The 18,334-nt window shown below is 73.1% G+C and carries 18 protein-coding genes; 7 read left to right on the top strand and 11 right to left on the bottom strand.

Annotated elements, in window-relative coordinates:
* Positions 1-4 precede the first annotated feature (4 nt).
* Positions 5-1,219 carry a protoporphyrinogen/coproporphyrinogen oxidase gene (locus ASD56_RS13340; protein ID WP_055966581.1) on the bottom strand — a complete coding sequence of 405 codons (1,215 nt, stop codon included), beginning with the start codon at positions 1,217-1,219 and terminating at the stop codon, positions 5-7.
* The gene (gene hemE / locus ASD56_RS13345) at positions 1,212-2,270 is read right to left on the bottom strand and encodes a uroporphyrinogen decarboxylase (RefSeq protein ID WP_055966585.1); all 1,059 of its coding nucleotides are present in this window, start codon (positions 2,268-2,270) and stop codon (positions 1,212-1,214) included. The genes ASD56_RS13340 and hemE overlap by 8 nt, the downstream gene beginning before the upstream one ends.
* Positions 2,271-2,287: 17 nt before the next feature.
* Between hemE and ASD56_RS13350 the strand changes: the two genes are divergently transcribed.
* Positions 2,288-3,538: a glutamyl-tRNA reductase gene (locus tag ASD56_RS13350; protein WP_055966588.1), complete on the top strand. Its 1,251-nt coding sequence runs from the start codon at positions 2,288-2,290 to the stop codon at positions 3,536-3,538.
* Between the two features lie 52 nt (positions 3,539-3,590).
* Positions 3,591-4,424 carry a MerR family transcriptional regulator gene (locus ASD56_RS13355; RefSeq protein ID WP_235565712.1) on the top strand — a complete coding sequence of 278 codons (834 nt, stop codon included), beginning with the start codon at positions 3,591-3,593 and terminating at the stop codon, positions 4,422-4,424.
* A gap of 89 nt (positions 4,425-4,513) precedes the next feature.
* Here the strand turns inward: ASD56_RS13355 and ASD56_RS13360 are convergent, their stop codons facing one another.
* Together ASD56_RS13360 and ASD56_RS13365 are read right to left on the bottom strand one after the other, a co-directional pair.
* A complete protein-coding gene (locus ASD56_RS13360) occupies positions 4,514-5,293 on the bottom strand; it encodes a ZIP family metal transporter (protein ID WP_055966592.1) in 780 nt (259 codons plus the stop codon).
* A gap of 27 nt (positions 5,294-5,320) precedes the next feature.
* Positions 5,321-6,397, bottom strand: a complete 1,077-nt coding sequence (locus ASD56_RS13365; RefSeq protein WP_055966594.1) for a Glu/Leu/Phe/Val dehydrogenase family protein — start codon at positions 6,395-6,397, stop codon at positions 5,321-5,323.
* A 202-nt stretch (positions 6,398-6,599) separates the two neighbouring features.
* On the opposite strand from ASD56_RS13365, the gene ASD56_RS13370 reads away from it, so the two are divergent.
* Together ASD56_RS13370 and ASD56_RS13375 are read left to right on the top strand one after the other, a co-directional pair.
* Complete coding sequence (locus ASD56_RS13370) at positions 6,600-7,400, top strand: class I SAM-dependent methyltransferase (RefSeq protein ID WP_055966598.1); 801 nt, start codon at positions 6,600-6,602, stop codon at positions 7,398-7,400.
* Complete coding sequence (locus tag ASD56_RS13375; RefSeq protein ID WP_055966601.1) at positions 7,393-7,866, top strand: YbaK/EbsC family protein; 474 nt, start codon at positions 7,393-7,395, stop codon at positions 7,864-7,866. The genes ASD56_RS13370 and ASD56_RS13375 overlap by 8 nt, the downstream gene beginning before the upstream one ends.
* Positions 7,867-7,870: 4 nt before the next feature.
* Here the strand turns inward: ASD56_RS13375 and ASD56_RS13380 are convergent, their stop codons facing one another.
* Positions 7,871-8,644: an IclR family transcriptional regulator gene (locus ASD56_RS13380; RefSeq protein ID WP_055966604.1), complete on the bottom strand. Its 774-nt coding sequence runs from the start codon at positions 8,642-8,644 to the stop codon at positions 7,871-7,873.
* A 61-nt stretch (positions 8,645-8,705) separates the two neighbouring features.
* Here ASD56_RS13380 and hutH point away from each other — a divergent pair, with 61 nt between their 5' ends.
* The gene (gene hutH, locus ASD56_RS13385) at positions 8,706-10,232 is read left to right on the top strand and encodes a histidine ammonia-lyase (RefSeq protein ID WP_055966606.1); all 1,527 of its coding nucleotides are present in this window, start codon (positions 8,706-8,708) and stop codon (positions 10,230-10,232) included.
* 116 nt (positions 10,233-10,348) lie between these two features.
* On the opposite strand, the gene ASD56_RS13390 is transcribed toward hutH, so the two are convergent.
* Positions 10,349-11,029: an HDIG domain-containing metalloprotein gene (locus ASD56_RS13390; RefSeq protein WP_235565713.1), complete on the bottom strand. Its 681-nt coding sequence runs from the start codon at positions 11,027-11,029 to the stop codon at positions 10,349-10,351.
* Positions 11,030-11,102: 73 nt separating this feature from the next.
* Between ASD56_RS13390 and hutU the strand changes: the two genes are divergently transcribed.
* On the top strand, positions 11,103-12,782 hold the full coding sequence (gene hutU, locus ASD56_RS13395; RefSeq protein ID WP_055966613.1) for a urocanate hydratase: 1,680 nt from the start codon (positions 11,103-11,105) through the stop codon (positions 12,780-12,782).
* Positions 12,783-12,793: 11 nt separating this feature from the next.
* Positions 12,794-14,044: an imidazolonepropionase gene (gene hutI / locus ASD56_RS13400; RefSeq protein ID WP_055966616.1), complete on the top strand. Its 1,251-nt coding sequence runs from the start codon at positions 12,794-12,796 to the stop codon at positions 14,042-14,044.
* Positions 14,045-14,056: 12 nt separating this feature from the next.
* Here the strand turns inward: hutI and ASD56_RS13405 are convergent, their stop codons facing one another.
* Genes ASD56_RS13405 through ASD56_RS13425 form a run of 5 tightly spaced genes read right to left on the bottom strand, consistent with a single transcriptional unit; the run spans position 14,057 to position 18,299 of the window.
* Positions 14,057-14,527, bottom strand: coding sequence for a SixA phosphatase family protein (locus tag ASD56_RS13405; RefSeq protein ID WP_055966620.1), 471 nt, complete (start codon positions 14,525-14,527; stop codon positions 14,057-14,059).
* Positions 14,524-15,414 (bottom strand): agmatinase family protein, encoded by an 891-nt coding sequence (locus ASD56_RS13410; RefSeq protein ID WP_055966623.1) that lies wholly within the window; start codon positions 15,412-15,414, stop codon positions 14,524-14,526. Before ASD56_RS13410 ends, ASD56_RS13405 begins: the two co-directional genes overlap by 4 nt.
* A gap of 21 nt (positions 15,415-15,435) precedes the next feature.
* Positions 15,436-15,801 (bottom strand): gamma-glutamylcyclotransferase family protein, encoded by a 366-nt coding sequence (locus ASD56_RS13415; RefSeq protein ID WP_235565716.1) that lies wholly within the window; start codon positions 15,799-15,801, stop codon positions 15,436-15,438.
* Between the two features lie 34 nt (positions 15,802-15,835).
* On the bottom strand, positions 15,836-17,107 hold the full coding sequence (locus ASD56_RS13420) for a DUF445 domain-containing protein (RefSeq protein WP_055966625.1): 1,272 nt from the start codon (positions 17,105-17,107) through the stop codon (positions 15,836-15,838).
* A 19-nt stretch (positions 17,108-17,126) separates the two neighbouring features.
* The gene (locus tag ASD56_RS13425) at positions 17,127-18,299 is read right to left on the bottom strand and encodes an acyl-CoA dehydrogenase family protein (RefSeq protein WP_055966628.1); all 1,173 of its coding nucleotides are present in this window, start codon (positions 18,297-18,299) and stop codon (positions 17,127-17,129) included.
* Between the last annotated feature and the right edge of the window lie 35 nt (positions 18,300-18,334).

An 18,334-nucleotide genomic window follows, 5' to 3' on the forward strand; every position in this document is an offset into this window, starting at 1 on the left:
CCCGCTAGCGGGCGAGGAGTTCCGCGGCGGTGCGCTCGGCATGCGCGACGATGCCGGCCAGGCCCGAGCCGGCGACGGTCTCGCCGACGACGCTCACATCGGTCTGCGCGGGGAGCACTGCGGGAGCGGGGCGGGTCCACGTCACCTGCGCCTGATCGACGACCACGGGCAGCGACACCCCGAGCAGCGTCTCGGCGTCGGCCCGGGCCGTCGCGAAGGGCTCGGCGGGCGTGACGTCGTACGACAGCCGCAGCACGTGGAGTCCGCCGGCGGCCTCGCGCAGCCACGCCCACTTCGCCGTCGCGTGGGTCAGCGCCCTGGCGGCGACCGGGGCGCCCGCGGCGACGAGCAGGCCGCTGCCGCGGGGGGCGGCATCCAATTCGTCCTGTGCCACGACGAGCGTGACGAGGTCGATCCGCCGGCCCTCCCCGCCGGGCGACGCCAGGCCGGGCGCCGCGAGCACGACGGTCCCGCTCAGTGCCGTCGGGTCGTCGACGCGCGTGCCGAGGCGGATGCCGCCGCCGGTGCGCTCGAGATCGGCAGCGAGCGCGGGCACGATGCGGTTCACGCCGCCCCGGATGCCGGCGACGGCCGATCCGGGAGGCGACGTCGCCCGCAGCCGCGCGACAGCACCGGCGAGCGACCCCGTCTCGGCGAGGGCGGCGGCCAGCGCCGGATGCGCGCGCTGCAGCGGCAGCTCGTCGGGATGGATCGAGTGCACCCCGTGCACGACGGGGGCAACCAGGAGGTCGAGCACAGCGGCACCGAAGCGCGCGCGCACCAGGGGCCCGAGCGTCGCGTCGGCCGCGATGGGATCCAGGGGCAGGGAGTCGAGCCCGACCGCGCGGTCCGCGGCCTCCGCGCCGATGACGCGCACGACGTCGGCGGCGAGCGGGTCAGCGGGGATGCCGAGCACGGCCGTCGCGGGCAGGGGCACGGCGGGCCCGATCGCGGGCTGCAGCCAGGCCGGACCCGGACGCGGCTCGACGATGTCGTCGCCCAGGCCGAGCTCGGCGAGCAGCGTGGCGACCACGCCGCCGCGCACGGCGAAGCTCTCGGCTCCGGCATCCAATCCGATGCCCGCCACCTCGTGACGGGCGACAGTGCCGCCGAGCCGGTCGGAGGCCTCGAAGAGCACGACATCCGCGCCGGAGAGGGCCAGGCGCCGGGCCGTGACGAGCCCGGCGACGCCGCCTCCGACGACGGAGAAGTCAGCCATGGGAGTGGACGAACTCCACCACGCGCGTGAGCACCGTCGGGTCGGTCTCGGGCGGGACGCCGTGGCCGAGGTTGACGACGTGGGCCTTCGCGGCACGACCGCGCTCGAGGACGTCGCGGATGTGCGCCTCGAGCACCGGCCACGGCGCGGCGAGGAGCGCGGGGTCGATGTTGCCCTGCAGCGGCACGTCGGCGCCGAGGCGACGGGATGCCTCGTCGAGCGGGATGCGCCAGTCGACGCCCATGACGTCCACGCCGACGCCGTGCATCGCGGCGAGCAGTTCGCCGGTGCCGACGCCGAAGTGCACGAGCGGCACGCGGAGCGCCTTGGCGGGCTCGAGGGCCCGTGCCGAGTGCGGCGCGACGTGGTTCGTGTAGTCCGACAGGCTCAGCGAGCCCGCCCACGAGTCGAAGAGCTGGCCGGCCGAGGCTCCGGCCTCGAGCTGCGCCTCGAGGAAGGCCCCGGTGATGTCGGCGCACCACGACAGCAGCGCGGCCCACGTCTCGGGGTCGGAGTGCATGAGCGCACGGGTGCGCAGCTGCTCCTTCGACGGGCCGCCCTCGACGAGGTACGACGCCAGCGTGTACGGAGCCCCGGCGAACCCGATGAGCGGCGTGGCGCCCAGCTGCGCGACCGTCATCGCGACGGCCTCGCGGATCGGCGCGAGCGCCTCGGGGTCGAGCGGGGGGAGCGCCGCGACATCGGCGGCCGACCGCACCGGGTTCTCGAGCACGGGGCCGCGCCCGGCGACGATGCGCACGTCGACCCCGGCGAGCCGGACCGGGATGACGATGTCGCTGAAGAAGATGCCCGCATCCACGCCGTGCCGGCGCACCGGCTGCAGCGTGATCTCGCTGGCGAGCTCGGGATTCAGGCAGGCGTCGAGCATGTCGGTGCCGACTCGTAGCTCGCGGTACTCCGGCAGCGAACGCCCCGCCTGGCGCATGAACCAGATCGGCGCCGTCTCAGGCCGATCACCCCGATACGCGCGGATCAGCGCGGGCGGGTCATTTCGGCGGACGACGAGCGGGTGAGAGTCATGCAGCGGCACACGTTAACATTAGAGTCGTGCTTCTCTGTCTCACCGCGAACCATCGGAACGCGAGCCTCGACATCCTGGAGCGCCTCTCGGTGGGGGCGCCCGCGGCGACGCGCGCCCTGGTGGACGATGAGCTGTTCGTGGCCGGCGCCGTCGTGCTCGCCACCTGCAACCGGTTCGAGGCCTATCTGGACATCGACGAGCCGCTCACCGGCGGCGAGGCCGTCGCGGTCGAGTCGGTCGTCGAGGCGATGGCCGAGGCATCCGATATCCCGGTCGAGAGCCTGCGCACGTCCGTCACCGTGCATTCCGGAGCGGCCGCTGCCGCCCACCTGTTCGCCGTGACCAGCGGCCTCGAGTCGATGGTCGTGGGTGAGGACGAGATCTCCGGCCAGGTGCGTCGCGCACTGGATTCCGCCCGCACCGACGGCACCACCAGCAGTGAGCTCGAGCGCCTGTTCCAGAAGGCCACGCACACCAGCCGCGGCGTGCGCAGCGCCACGCGCCTGGGCGGCTCGCACCGCTCGCTCGTCCGCTTCGCCCTCGAACTGGCCTCGAGCCGTGTCGCCGACTGGTCGGCCTCCCGCGTCGTGATCGTGGGCACCGGCCGCTACGCCGCCACCACCGTCGACGCCGTGCGCGCCCGCGGTGCCGCCGACGTGCGGGTGTTCTCGCCGTCGGGCCGGGCCACCGCGTTCGCGGCGAAGCACGGGCTCGTGCCGGAGACGGATTTCACGGATGCCGCGGCCGCCGCCGACATCGTCATCACGTGCACGGCCGACGCCGTCGTGCACGCCGACGCCTTCACGCCGGGTCACCGCGTGCTGGTCATCGACCTCGGGCTGCCCCGGAACGTCGACCCCGCCGTGGGCCGCGTCGACGGCGTCGAGCTGCTCGATCTCGAGACGATCCGCCTGCACGCTCCGCTCGAGGAGTTCAGCGCCCACTCGGACGCCCGCACCCTCGTCGGCGACGCCGCGGCCGAGTTCACCGCCGACCGTGCCGCCGGCCCCGCCATCACCGCGCTGCGGGGCGAGGTGCTGGGGATCGTCGAGGCCGAGATCGCCCGGGCGCGTGCCCGCGGAGCCGGAGACGAGACCGAGGCGGCGCTGCGCCACCTCGCCGGCGTGCTGCTGCACCGTCCCTCGGTGCGCATCCGCGAGCTCGCTGTCGAAGGCCGGATCGACGAGGCGCACGCCGCGCTCGAGACCCTGCACGGGCTGACCGTCGACGCCGGCGAGGAGCCGGGCGCGGACCAGGTCTGGTCGACCCCGGCATAGTCCCGGCCGGATCCGTCTTCCGGTTGACCCTCACGCTGTGTCAGGGTCGAACGTGGTCTCCATCATGTACACCATCGGAGAGTTCGCCGCCTACGGGCGGGTGAGCGTGCGGATGCTGCGCCACTACGACGCGATCGGGCTCCTGGAGCCCGCCCGGGTCGATGACCGCAGCGGCTACCGGTACTACCGCACCGAGCAGCTGCGCGATCTGCTCCGCATCGTCGAGCTGCGACAGCTCGGCTGCGGGCTGGATGAGATCGCCGTCGTTCTCGGCGCCGACGACGAGCACGGGGCGCTTCGCGACCTGCTGCTCCGCCGTCGCGCCGAGCTCGAGGCATCCGTCGCCGCTGACCGCGCCCGCGTCGCCCGCATCGACGAACGGCTCCACGTCATCGAAGGAGACACCATGTCCGCGCCCATCGAATACCGCCCCCTGCTGCCCGTCACCGTCTACGCGATCGAGGGTCGCGCACCGGGCGCTGGTCCCGAGAATGTGACGCCCGTGATCGACCAGCTCCTCCCGCGCCTGATCGGCGCGATCGAGAGGGCCGGACGCGACCCGCGGGAGCCCGGCATCTTCTGGTACGACGACCTCGAGGGCTCAGATGAGCTCGGGGTGCACGTGTCGTTCACCGCGGACCCCGTGCCGCAGGCGGGCGACGGCTACGAGGTCGTCGAACTGCCCGCGGTGGAGCTCGCTGCGGTGGTCACTCACCGCGGCGACATGCCGAGCATCGGCGACTCGTACGCCCGCCTCATGGACGGGCTCATCGAGGACGGCTACCGCATGGTGGGGCCCTGTCGCGAGGTCTACCTCGAGGCGGACGACGACCTGCCGCAGTCCGAATGGGTGACCGAGCTTCAGGTGCCCGTGGCGCGCGCGTAGCGGCCGGCATCCTTCGCCGAGAACGCACGAATGCACCGTTTCGGCCGGAATCTCGGTGTGTTCGTGCGGTTTCGACGGGTGAAAGGCGCTCAGGCGAGTTCGTGCAGCAGGAAGGCCACGAGGAAGCCGATCGTCGCGTACAGGCCGGTCAGGGCCCGCTGCTCGGCGAAGGCCTCGGGGATCATCGTGTTGCAGACCATCGCGAGCAGCCCGCCCGCGGCGATCGTGGTGATCACCGCGATGAGGCCGACGGGCGCCGCCTGGAAGGCGAGGAAGCCGACGACCGACGCGACGACCGTGATCGCGGCGATCGAGGACCACAGCACGGCGACCTTCGCTCCCGAGGTGCCTCCGCGTTTGAGCTCCGCGGTGGACGCCAGGCCCTCGGGGATGTTGCTGATCGCGATGGCCGCGACGATCGGCACGCTGAGGCCGCCGACCTGCAGCACCGACAGGCCCATCACGATCGACTCCGGGATGCCGTCGATCAGCGCCCCGATCGCGATCACGAGACCGCCGCCGCCCGCAGCGGCTCCCGCTCCGGTGCTCACGCGGCGCGCGACGATGTTCGGCCCGGCGGGTGCGGGCTGCCGGGCCGGACGCCGCGGCCGCGTGACTAGCCGGTCCGCGACGATGTACAGGATCGATCCGGCCAGGAAGCCGACGGTCGTGGGAATGAGGCCACCGTCCTCGGCCGCCTCCTCGACGAGCTCGAACGCGAGCGTCGAGATCAGCACGCCCGCGCCGAGCGCCATGATCGCCGCCACCACCCGCGTGGGGATGTCGACGAACCACGCGACGGCGGACCCGACGAGCAGGGCGCCGCCGCCGATGAGACCGCTCAGCGCGGCGAGCCAGACCCCGGACATGGCGTCACCCTATCCGGGGTCCTCGGCTCAGTGCGTGAGGGCGTGCCCGCGCTCGCCGGCCGACAGCCGCTCGGCCGCGAGGGCCTCGGCGGCCTCGAGCGGGGTGATGCCCCGCGTCTCGGCCTCGTCGAAGACGCGGCGCACGGTGTCGCCGATGTGGGCGACGCGGTCCATGATCTCGGTGCGCGTGCCGATCTTCTTCGCCTCGAGGTCGAGGTAGATGACACCGCCGGCGTTGACGACGAAGTCGGGTGCGTACAGGATGCCGCGCGCGGCCAAGCGCTCGGCGCCGGTGCGATCGGCCAGCGGGTTGTTCGCGGGACCGCACACGGCCTTGGCGTCGAGCGCGTCGATGACCTCGTCGGTCAGGAGCCCGCCGATGCCGGCCGGCACGAACACGTCGGACGCGACGAGGTGCTCCTCGCCGGGCTGCGCCCACGCGGCACCGAGCTCGTCGGCGAGGTCGCGCTTGGCGGGGTTCACGTCGGTGACGGTGAGGACGGCGCCCTCGGCCGCGAGGCGCACGGCAAGGCGGCTGCCGACCTGGCCGAGGCCGGACACGGTGATGCGACGGCCGGCGACATCCGCGCCGCCGCCGATGCGCTCGAGGGTCGCGCGCAGCGACTCGTACACGCCCAGGCTCGTGGGGCCGGCGGGCTCGCCCGAGCCGCCCACGGCGTCGGGGAGGCCGACGACGTGCTCGGTGCGCTCGCTGACGACGAGCATGTCCTCGGTCGTCGAGCCCACGTCCTCGGCGGTGCGGTAGAGACCGTGCAGCGACTCGACGGCGTCGCCGAGGTCGAGGAAGGCGGCCCGGCGACGCTCGGCGTCGAGCACCGTGCCCGGGGGCAGGGCGATGACGGACTTGCCGCCGCCGGCATCCAGCCCCGCGGCCGCGTTCTTCAGCGTCATCGCCGCGGACAGGCGCAGGGCGTCGCCGAGGGCGTCGCTCCAGTGCGGGTACGTCCACAGTCGCGCACCGCCGAGAGCAGAGCCGAGAACGGAGGAGTGCAGCGCGACGGTGATGAACAGTCCGCTGCGCCGACCCGTGATCACCTCCACGCGCTCGTGCGTGAAATCGGGCAGGGGCAGGGTGTGCGTCATCGCGTTCTTCCTTCGGCGGGCCTTGTGGGCAGTGCGCTGCGGACGCCACGGCGTTGCGGCATCCGTCTCCATTGCACCATTGCCGCGCGAAGTGTTCAACCGCCCCGCTCGCGGTGACGCAGAGTGCCATGACGGGCAGAGGTGGAGCACCGCCCGCTCAGCACAGTGCGCAGTGGCAGGGGGGCGGCGATAGGCTCACGTGATGGCGACTCCCTATACCCACGGTCATCACGAGAGCGTGCTGCGCTCGCACGAGTGGCGCACCGCCGAGAACTCGGCGGCGTATCTGCTTCCGCTTCTCCGCTCGGGTCAGCGCGTTCTCGACGTCGGGGCGGGACCGGGCACGATCACGGCGGATCTCGCCGAGCTGGTCGCGCCGGGCCGGGTGACGGGAATGGATGCCTCGGCCGAGATCATCGAGAAGGCCCGGGGCTACGCGGACGAGCGCGGCCTGGACAACCTCGCGTTCGAGGTCGGCGACGCGTACGCGCTGGCCCAGGCTGACGACAGCGTCGACGTCGTGCACGCCCACCAGGTGCTGCAGCACCTCGAGCGCCCCGTAGACGCGCTGCGGGAGTTCCGACGGGTCGTGCGTCCGGACGGCGTCGTGGCGGCCCGCGACGTCGATTACGAAGGGGTCATCTGGTACCCGCTCGTGCCGGCGCTCGACGAGTGGCGCGACCTCTACCTGCGCGTGCACCGCGCCGTGAGCGGTGAGCCGGCCGCGGGCCGCCGGCTGAAGGCATGGGCGCGCGAGGCCGGCTTCACCGACGTGACGTCGTCGGTGTCGACCTGGCTGTTCGAGGACGATGCCGATCGCGAATGGTGGGGCGGGTCATGGGCCGTCCGGGCCACCTCCTCGCAGTTCGCCGAGCACGCCGTCTCGCTCGGGTTCGCGGATCGCGCCGCGCTGGAGCGCATCGCCGCCGGCTGGCGGGAGTGGGCGGCGTCGCCGGACGGCTGGCTGCTCATGCCGCACGCCGAGGTGATCGCCCGTGGCTGAACTGCCCGCCCGCAGCCGCCTCGTCCACGACGCGCTGCGCGCCGCCGGGATCACCGGCGAGATCGTGGTGCTTCCGGATGCCGCCTCCACCGCCGCGCTCGCCGCCGCCGCCCTCGGCATCGAGGTCGGTGCGATCGCCAACAGCCTGGTCTTCTGGTCGGACGGCGCGCCGCTGCTCGTCATGACGAGCGGAGCCCACCGCGTCGACACCGCGGCGCTCGCCGAGAGGCTCGGACGCGAGCGCATCGCGCGCGCGACCGTGGATCAGGTGCGGGAGGCCACCGGCCAGGCCATCGGCGGCGTCGCGCCCACCGGGCATCCTGCGCCGCTCGTCACCGTCGTCGATGAAGACCTCGCGGCCTTCGCCGAGATCTGGGCGGCCGGCGGCACGCCCCACACGGTGTTCCCGCTGACCTTCGACGAGCTCGTGGCGCTCACCGGCGGCACGGTCATGAAGGTCGACTGACCCCTTACGTACGACCGATCCTCCGCTCGAGTTCGGTCGCGGCATCCCGGATCAGCGCCGCCAGCGACTCCGCGTCTCGGTCGGCGTCCGTCGGCCAGGTCAGCGCGATCGCGGCGGCGGGCCAGCCGGCATGGTCCCGCACCGCGACGCCGACCGAGCGCAGGCCGAGGGTGACCTCGCCGTCCTCGGTCGCGTAGCCGCGGGCGCGCACCTCGCGCAGCACCTCCCGCAGTTCGGACGGCCCGGACGGACCCCGGCCGGTGCGATCGGCGAAGGCCGAGGCATCCGGATACAGCGCCCGCACCTGCTCGCGCGGCAGCACGGCGAGCATCGCGCGCCCGGTCGCCGTGAGGTGCGCCGGCAGTCGCACGCCGACGTCGGTCACCAGGGCCGGGCGTCGCGGGGCGCGCTCCTCGACGATGTAGAGCACGTCGCGTCCGGTCATCACGGCCAGGTGGGCGCTCTCACCGGCGCGGTCGGCCAGCGCGGCGACGAGCGGGCGCCCCAGGCGCGCGAGGGGCTGCTGGCGAGAGAACCCTCCCGCGAGCTCGAAAGCCGCCGTCCCGAGCCCCCAGCGCCGCTCGGCGGTCAGGTGAATGACGAAGCCGTGCGCCTCGAGCGCGTCGAGCAGGTGGTAGACGCTCGACCGGGCGATGCCGAGGGTCGTGGCGATGGTGCTCGCGGCCACCGGGCCCCGCTGGTGCGCGAGGAACGACAGGATCCGCAGCGTCTGATCCGCTGCCGGAACCTGCGGTCGGGTCCGCGGTGTGTCTGGCATGACAGACACAGGATCCCACCGCCGGCTGTCCGGCGCCAGTCCCGCGGTGTGGAATCGACCCATGACCACCGTCACCGTGGGGCTTTCCCCCTTGCGCCCTGAGGACGTCGTCGCCGTCGCGCGCCACGGAGCGACCGTGAAGGTCGCGCCGGAGGCCCTCGCCCGTGTCGCCGCGACCCGCGCGCTCGTCGAAGGCCTCGCCGACGACCCCGACCCGCACTACGGCATCTCGACCGGCTTCGGCGCTCTCGCGACCACCTTCATCGCACCTGAGCGCCGGCTGCAGCTGCAGGCGAGCCTCATCCGCTCCCACGCCGCCGGCACCGGACCCGAGGTCGAGCGCGAGGTGGTGCGCGCGCTCCAGCTGCTGCGGCTGCAGACGCTCGCCACCGGTCACACCGGCGTCCGCCCCGTGGTCGTCGAGACCTACGCCGGCATGCTCAACGCCGGCATCACCCCGATCGTGCGGGAGTACGGCTCGCTCGGCTGCTCGGGCGACCTCGCCCCGCTCTCCCACGTCGCGCTCGCCGCGATGGGGGAGGGACGCGTGCGCGACGCCGGAGGCGACGAGGTCGACGCGGCGGACGCGCTGACCGCGGCATCCGTCACCCCGCTCGTGCTGCGCGAGAAGGAGGGGCTCGCCCTCATCAACGGCACGGACGGCATGCTCGGGATGCTGCTGCTCGCGCTGCACGACCTGTCGATGCTGCTCGACACGGCCGACATCGCCGCCGCCATGTCGGTCGAGTCGCAGCTGGGCACCGACGCGGTCTTCGCCGCCGACCTCCAGGCGCTGCGTCCCCAGGTCGGACAGGCCGTCTCGGCCGCCAACCTGCGCGCGGTGCTCGCGGACTCGCCGATCGTCGCGTCGCACCGCGATCCAGCAGTATGCACGAGGGTGCAGGACGCCTACTCGCTGCGGTGCTCGCCGCAGGTGCACGGCGCCGCGCGCGACACCGTGGACCATGCCCGCACCATCGCGTTCCGCGAGCTGTCCGCCGCCGTCGACAACCCGGTCATCACCGACGACGGACGGGTCGAGTCCAACGGCAACTTCCACGGCGCCCCCGTCGCGTACGTCCTCGACTTCCTCGCGATCGCGGTCGCGGACGTCGCCTCGATCTCGGAGCGCCGCACCGACCGGGCGCTCGACAAGGCCCGCAGCAACGGCCTGCCGCCGTTCCTCGCCCACGAGGTCGGCGTGGACTCCGGCCTCATGATCGCGCAGTACGCCGCCGCGGGGATCGTGTCCGAGCTCAAGCGCCTGGCGGTTCCGGCATCCGTCGACTCGATCCCCTCGTCCGCGATGCAGGAGGACCACGTCTCGATGGGGTGGGCGGCCGCCCGCAAGCTCCGCCGCGGCATCGACGGGCTCGCCCGCGTGCTCGCGATCGAGGTGCTCACCGGCGCCCGGGCGCTCGACCTGCGCGCGCCCCTGCAGCCCGGCCCCGCGACCGGCGCGGTGCGCGACCTCGTGCGCACCGTCGCGCGAGGCCCCGGGCCGGACCGGTTCCTCTCGCCCGACATGGAGGCCGTCACGGAGCTCGTGGCGTCCGGCGCTGTCGCGCGGGCGGCTCTCGGGGCCTGAACTCTCCCGTCTGCGCGCCTGCCCCGGCGTTAGCGAGGAGATCGACGCTGCAGAGGACGTTTCGCCGCGAATCGTCCTCTGCTGTGCAGATCTCCTCTGATGCGCGCGCGAGCAGTTCAGCCCGGGAGCCGCTGCGCGATGCGCAGCCACGGCACCGAGGCGTCGGGGCGCGCGGCTGACCCTCGCGCGTCACCGTCGCACCGCACGACGACGGCCCAGTCCTCGAGCGAGGTGCCGGCCGCGCGCAGCCGCTCGTCCAGCCGCCGCACCGCCTTGCCGCTCGGCTCGCCCTTGACCGAGACGTGCGCCATGTGGGTCGAGATGATGGCGGATGCCGCACGCACCAGCGGGTCGGGCAGCCCGAGGCGTCGGCCCAGCGACCCTGCGATCTCGGCCCCGCGCTCGGCGTGGCCGTACGACGTGATGCGGCCGTTGCGCCGCCGCGTCGTGTCGGGCTTGCCGATGTCGTGCCACAGCGACGCGAGCACGAGCAGCTCGCGGTGATCGGCGGACGCACCGACCTCGTCGGCGTGCCGCGCGGCGAGGTCGGCCGCCCACAGCGAGTGCACGAGCACGTCACCCTCGGGGTGCCACCCCGGATCCTGCTCGGTGCGGGCGAGCGCCGCGTGCTCGGGGATCTCGTCGATCAGCCGCTCGTCGCGCAGCCGCTCCGACGGCACCGGCGCCTCGCGCAGCACCGCGCGCAACCGCGCGCCGCGCTCGCGGTCCGCTCGGGCGTCCATGCCGGCCATGCCCCCATTGCACCAGCCGACGCCGGGCCGGGCAACCCACTCCACCCTGTCTGCTATGCCAGACAGCGCACCGCCGGGAAGCGTTGTCGCGCTGGGCCGCACGGTGTGGAATCGACCCATGACCGACACGATCGACGCCCCCGTGGCCGGGGCCCGCACCGTCCGGGCCGCGCGCGGCAATGAGCGCACCGCCAAGAGCTGGGGCGCCGAGGCCGCGAAGCGCATGCTGATGAACAACCTCGACCCTGAGGTCGCCGAGCACCCCGAGGACCTCGTGGTCTACGGCGGCACCGGCAAGGCGGCCCGCAGCTGGGAGGCGTACGACGCCATCGTGCGCACCCTCGACGAGCTCGAGCCCGACGAGACGCTGCTGGTGCAGTCGGGCAAGCCCGTCGGGGTCTTCCGCACGCACGAGTGGGCGCCGCGCGTGCTCATCGCCAACTCCAACCTCGTCGGGGACTGGGCGACGTGGCCCGAGTTCCGCAAGCTCGAGGCGCTCGGCCTCACCATGTACGGCCAGATGACGGCCGGATCATGGATCTACATCGGCACGCAGGGCATCCTCCAGGGCACCTACGAGACCTTCGCCGCTGTCGCTCGCGAGCTGGGCCGCGACGACCTCACCGGCACGCTCACTCTCACCGCCGGCTGCGGCGGCATGGGCGGCGCGCAGCCGCTCGCGGTCACGCTCAACGGCGGCGCGGTGCTGATCGTCGACGTCGACGAGTCGCGCCTCGCGCGCCGGGTCGAGCACGGCTACCTCGACGAGTACACGACCGACCTCGACGACGCCGTCGCCCGAGTGCTCGCGGCGAAGACGGCCGGCGAGGCCCGCAGCGTCGGCGTCGTCGGCAACGCGGCCGAGGTCTTCCCGGAGCTGCTGAGCCGCGGCATCCCGATCGACATCGTCACCGACCAGACCAGCGCGCACGACCCGCTCGCGTACCTGCCGGCAGGCGTCGCCTTCGGGGACTGGAAGACCGAGGCCGAGAGCGACGCCGAGGGCTTCACGACCCGGGCGCGCGAGAGCATGGCCGCGCACGTGGCGGCGATGGTCGGATTCCAGGATGCCGGGGCCGAGGTCTTCGACTACGGCAACTCCATTCGGCGCGAGGCCGAGCTCGGCGGGTTCGAGCGAGCGTTCGCGTTCCCCGGCTTCGTGCCCGCCTACATCCGGCCGCAGTTCGCCGAGGGCCGCGGCCCCTTCCGCTGGGTCGCGCTGTCGGGCGATCCCGAGGACATCGTGAAGACCGACCGCGCCGTGATGGAGCTGTTCCCCGACAACGCCGGGCTCGTCCGCTGGCTCGAGAAGGCCGGTGAGACCGTCCACTTCGAGGGCCTTCCCGCGCGCATCTGCTGGCTCGGGTACCAGGAGAGGCACCTCGCGGGCCTCAAGTTCAACGAGATGGTGGCCTCGGGCGAGCTGGCCGGTCCCATCGTGATCGGCCGCGACCACCTCGACTCCGGCTCGGTCGCCAGCCCCTACCGCGAGACCGAGGCCATGGCGGACGGCTCCGACGCGATCGCCGACTGGCCGCTGCTCAACGCGCTGCTGAACACGTCGAGCGGCGCGTCGTGGGTGTCGATCCACCACGGGGGTGGCGTCGGCATCGGCCGCAGCATCCACGCCGGGCAGGTGACCGTCGCCGACGGCACGCCGCTGGCCGCGGAGAAGCTCGCGCGCGTGCTGACCAACGATCCCGGCACGGGCGTCATGCGTCACGTCGACGCCGGCTACGACCGGGCGAAGGAGGTCGCCCGCGAGCGCGGCCTCAACGTCCCCATGCTGGACCGCTGAGGGACAGCGCGATGACCTCGACCCTGATCACGGACATCGGCGAGCTGACGACCAACGTCGAGCGCGGCGCCGACCGGTTCGGCACGCTGACCGACGCGGCCGTGCTCGTCCAAGACGGTCGCATCGCCTGGGTCGGGCCTGCGGCCGAGGCGCAAGGAATCGCCGAGAATCGGTCCGGCGTCCGAGAATCAGCGCGTCGCACCGAGTCGCAGACGCCCGACCAATTCTCGAGCGATGCAGGGGCGATCGAAGTCATCGATGCAGACCATCGGGCGATGATCCCGGGATTCGTCGACAGCCACACGCACCTCGTGTTCGGCGGCGACCGCGCGGACGAGTTCGAGGCGCGCATGACCGGCACGCCCTATGCCGCCGGAGGCATACGGCGCACGGTCGCGGCCACGCGCGCCGCGAGCGACGACGAGCTGAGCGCCCGGCTGACCGGTTTCGTGGCCGAACTCCACGCGCAGGGCACGACGACCTTCGAGATCAAGACCGGGTACGGGCTGACCGTGCACGACGAGTCCCGCCTGGCCCGGCTCGCCGCGGAGGTGACACCCGAGGTCACCTTCCTCGGCGCGCACGTCGTCCCCGCCGAATACTCCGACCGCCGCGACGCCTACGTCGAGCTCGTGATCGGCGAGATGCTCGACGCCGTCGCCCCGCACGCGCGGTGGGTCGACGTGTTCTGCGAGCGCGGCGCCTTCACCCCGGCGGAGAGCGAGCGGATCCTGGCCGCCGGAACGGCCCGAGGACTGCTGCCGCGCGTGCACGGCAACCAGCTCGGCCCCGGCGAGGGCGTGCGGATCGCGGTCGCGGCGGGTGCGGCATCCGTCGATCACTGCACCTATCTCGACGACGCGGACGTCGCCGCGCTCGCCGGTTCGGACACCGTGGCGACGCTGCTACCGGGCGTCGAGTTCTCGACCCGGCAGCCGTATCCCGACGCCCGCCGGCTGCTCGACGCCGGCGTGACCCTCGCGATCGCGAGCGACTGCAACCCCGGCTCGAGCTTCACCAGTTCGATGCCCCTCATGATCGCCCTCGCCGTGCGCGAGATGGGGATGACCCCGGCCGAGGCCGTCTGGGCCGCGACCGCCGGGGGAGCCCGTGCACTGCGCCGCGAGGACGTCGGCGTCATCGCGCCCGGCGCCCGCGCCGACCTCGTACTGCTCGATGCGCCGACGCGCGTGCACCTCGCCTACCGGCCGGGCGTCCCGCTCATCGGTGAAGTCTTCAAAGACGGCGTGCGCCTGCGCTGAGCACAGGCACCGTCAGCGCGGCGTGTCCCAGGTCCAGTCGTCCGGGTCGACGGCGGTCGCGACGTCCCAGTCGTCGGTGCTCCACGTGAACGTCGCCACGGCGCACGTCGGCATGTGCGAGATGCCATCGCCCGAGAGCTGCCCGGCGAGGTCGCTCATGCCCGGGTCGTGCGCCACGACCATGACCGACAGCAGACCGCTCGCGGCCGCCGTGCTCAGCAGCGTCGACGGACCCGCCCCGTACAGCCGCTCGTGAAGCTCGAGCGGCGCGCCCAGCGCGTCGGCGAAGAAGCCCGCCGTGGTCCGCGCGCGCAGCGCGGTGCTCGAGAGGATCGCCTCGGGCCGGAACCCGGTCTCGGCCAGCGCGGCCGCCATGCGCGGAGCATCCCGCAGGCCGCGGTCGTTGAGCGGCCGGTCGTGGTCGTCGAGTGCCGGGTCGCCCCAGTCCGACTTCGCGTGGCGCACGAGCGCGAGGCGGATCACGCCGCGACCGCCTTACCGGCGAGGAGCTCCAGCACGCACAGCGCGGCGAGGCGCACCGTCCGCCCGTCCGGGGCGTCGGCGGTGGCGTCCACCTCGACGATGTCGGCGCTGCGCAGGCGCGGATCGGATGCCGCGGCCCGCACGAGCGCGCGCAGCTCCCAGGCCGCGAGTCCACCGGGCACGGAGGCCGGGCATCCCGGCGCCACCGACCGGTCGCACACGTCCACATCGATGTCGAGGTGCACAGGACCCTCGCCCGCCCCGGCGATCTCGAGCGCCTGTGCCACGACGTCGGCTGCGCCGCGGCGCCGCACCTCGTCGAGCGTGATGACCGTGATCCCGATGTCGGCCGCGCGCCGCGCGTACGCCGTGGAGTTCGCGAAGTCGGCGATGCCCAGCTGCACGATGCGCCGCGGATCCAGCCCGTCCTCGACGAGCCGCCGCACCGGCGACCCGTTGGAGACGCCGTCGCGCAGATCGAAGTGGGCGTCGATCGTGATGAGCCCGGTCGCCCCCGCACCCTGCGCCACGGCGTACGTCGCCGAGTTGTCGCCGCCGAGGGCGATCACGAGACCGGCGGTGGCGCTCAGCTCGCGGACGGCGGCGCGGACGGATGCCTCGCCCTCGGGGCCGTCGGGCGATGCGATGTCGCCGGCGTCGGCGATCCGCAGCATCTCCGACAGATCGACCGGGGGCGGGCCGATGAGCGCGGGGCTGAAGCGCCGCAGCGCCTCGCGAACCGCGGCCGGTGTGGCGTGGGCGCCGGTGGGGGAGAGGGACGTCCGCCAGGCGGGGACTCCCAGGACCACGGCATCCCATCCGCTCTTGTCGGCGGGTGCGGGCCAGGCGCCGGCTCGGGGCCAGAGCGGATCATGCGGGAGGGTCACGCCTCCGACGCTACTCGCGAGTCAGACCGAGACGTAGACCCACGCGGTGCGACCGCTCGCGAGCACGACCGCAGCGCGCCGGTACAGCGAGACCTCGTACTCGTCGGCCGCCTCGAGCTCGGCCTCGCTCACCCGCAGGGCCTTGCCGACGACCTTGTCGCGCGCGCTGCCGGTCGGCCGGACGATCGGGTGCACCGACTGACCCGAGAGGTCGACGACGCGGTGATCCTCGATCTCGGCGTAGTCGACGGTATATCCGGGCAGCACGTCGTCCTCGGCCTCGACCAGGCGCCCGAACGTGTCGAGCTGCACGTCGGGGTGCTGGAGCGTCCCGTAGCTGAAGAGCAGCTGGTCGGGGAGCTCGGTCTGACTCACATCGTCGGCCACGGGTTCAGGCTAGCGGTGACGACCCCGCCGGTGTTCATCCCAGCAGCGCATGCGCGATCGAGTAGATCACGAGTCCGGCGAGGGCGCCGACGATCGTGCCGTTGAGCCGGATGTACTGCAGGTCACGCCCGACCATGAGCTCGATCTTCTCGGTCGTCTCGGCGGGATCCCAGCGCTCGACGGTGTCGGTGATGATCGAGGCGATGTCGTGCCGGTAGCGGTCCACGAGGAAGACGGCGGCGTCGACGACCCACGAGTCCACGCGGCGCTGGAGCGCGGCATCCGTCGTCAGTCGTTCGCCGATCTCGGCGAGTGCCACTGCGGCACGCCGGCGCAGCCCGCTCTCGGGGTCGGCGAGCGAGGCGAGCAGCCCGGACTTGGCGGTGTTCCAGGCCTGCGCGGCGAGCTCCCGCACGCGCGGGCTGTCGAACATCGTCGACTTGGCGTCCTCGACCCGGCCGATGGTCGCGGGGTCGTGCTGCAGGTTGTCGGCGAGGCGGTCGAGGTAGCCGTCGACGGCGATCCGGGCCGGATGCTGCGGATCGGCCCGCACCGCGGCGACGAACTTCACGGCCTCGTTGTAGACGGTGTCGTCGACCAGGCGGTGCGCGATCGACGGCACCCACGACGGCAGGCGGCGCGAGACCAGGCCCGTGAACGCGGTCTGGTTGGCGGCGAGCCACAGCCCGATGCTCTCGACCGCCATGTCGACGGCGCCGTGGTGGGCGCCGGACTCGACGATCTTCCCGAGCCACGCGCCCAGCGGCGGCCCCCACTCGGGCGCGATGAGGTGCTCGCGCGCGAGGTCCTCGATGATGCTCTGCACGTCGTCGTCGCTCAGTGCCTGCAGGACTCCGGCGGCCATGACGGATGCCTCGGCCGAGACCCGTTCGGCATGCACCGGGTCGCGCAGCCAGTCGCCGAGCTTCGCCGAGATCGCGGTCGCCTCGAGCTTGGTGCGCACGACGTCGCTGCGCAGGAACTCGGTCTCGACGAATTCGCCGAGGGTGCTGCCGATCTCGTCCTTGCGGTGGGGGATGATCGCGGTGTGAGGAATGGGGATCCCGAGCGGATGCCGGAACAGTGCGGTGACCGCGAACCAGTCGGCGAGCGCGCCGACCATGCCGCCTTCCGCGAACGCCCGCACGTACGCGAGCGCGGGGATCTGCTGCTGGAAGGCGAAGGAGAACGCGAACAGGATCGCCATGAAGATGAGGGCGCCGAGCGCCACGCCCTTCATGACCCGCAGCCCGCGACGGCGCTCCTGGTCCGCCGGACTCAGCAGGGCCGTGGGAGTGCGCGCCATGTCGTCATCCTCGCATGCGTCAGTCCTCGAGCGGGCCGAGCCAGGCCGTCGCGACGGTGGATCGGGCGGACTCGGGGTCGCTCGGGTGGAACAGCCCCGCCAGCACGTCGCGGTAGAGGCGGCCGAGCTCGTGCGACGAGAAGTACGACGACCCGCCGGCCACGAGCACGGCCTCGTCGACGATCTCCTTCGCGGCCGTCACCGCACGGTGCTTGAGCCCCGCGAGCAGCGAGAACCAGCGCGGACCATGGTCGGCGAGCTCATCGACGTCGCGCGCCAGCGCCGCGAGCTGAGGGGGCAGCGCGTCGTACGCGACGGCCATGTCGGCGATGCGGCGGCGGATGTCGGGGTCCTGGGCGTAGGGCTTGCCCGTGCGCTTGGAGGTGCGGGCGCCGGCCGCCTCCACCGCGAGACTCAGCGCGCGCCGGGCGATGCCCGTGTACACAGAGGCCAGGAGGATCTCGAAGACGCTGAAGATGCCGAACACGAGCGGGTCGGGGTTCGGGCCGGGATCGATTCGGCGCGCGACGCGCTCGGCGGGAGCGACGGCTCCGCGCAGCCGCGTGGTCCGCGACTGGGTGCCGCGCATGCCGAGGGTGTCCCAGTCGTCGGCGGTGACCACGCGGCCCTCGGCCTCTTCCGACCGGGACACGAACGCGTAGACCATCTTCGGGCCGTCGGGCGAGACGGTGTCGAGGCCGTGGAGGCCCAGCTGCGTCCACACCGGGGCGAGCGAGGTGAAGATCTTCGTGCCGGTGAACGCGTAGCCGCCGTCGGGCTGGGGCGCGGCATCCGTTCCGCTCCCGAAGAGCACCAGGTCGTTGCCCGCCTCACTGATCCCGAACGCGAAGACCTCGCCCGAGGCGGCGCCCTCCTGCACGAAGCGGAGGTCGTCGATCCCGCGGTCCGCGAGCACCTTCGCGACCCCGGTCCACACCAGGTGCATGTTCACGGCGAGCGCGGTGGCGGGAGCGGCTCCCGCAAGACGCTGCTGGAGAGCGGATGCCGCGGCCAGCCCGAGCCCGCCGCCGCCCAGCTCGCGCGGCACGAGCATCGCCAGGTAGCCGGCCTCCCGCAGCTCCGCCAGATCGGCGTCGGGAAAGGTGTTGTCGCGATCGTGGATCGGCGCCCGCTCGCGGATGCGCTCGAGCAGGTCGTCGGGGAGGAACGCGCGGGGGTCGAAGTCGCTCACGGCACCATTCTCGCGTGGCGCGGGCTCGGCGGGGT

Source organism: Microbacterium sp. Root166 (assembly GCF_001427145.1).
In the GTDB taxonomy this organism is placed as follows: Bacteria; Actinomycetota; Actinomycetes; order Actinomycetales; family Microbacteriaceae; genus Microbacterium.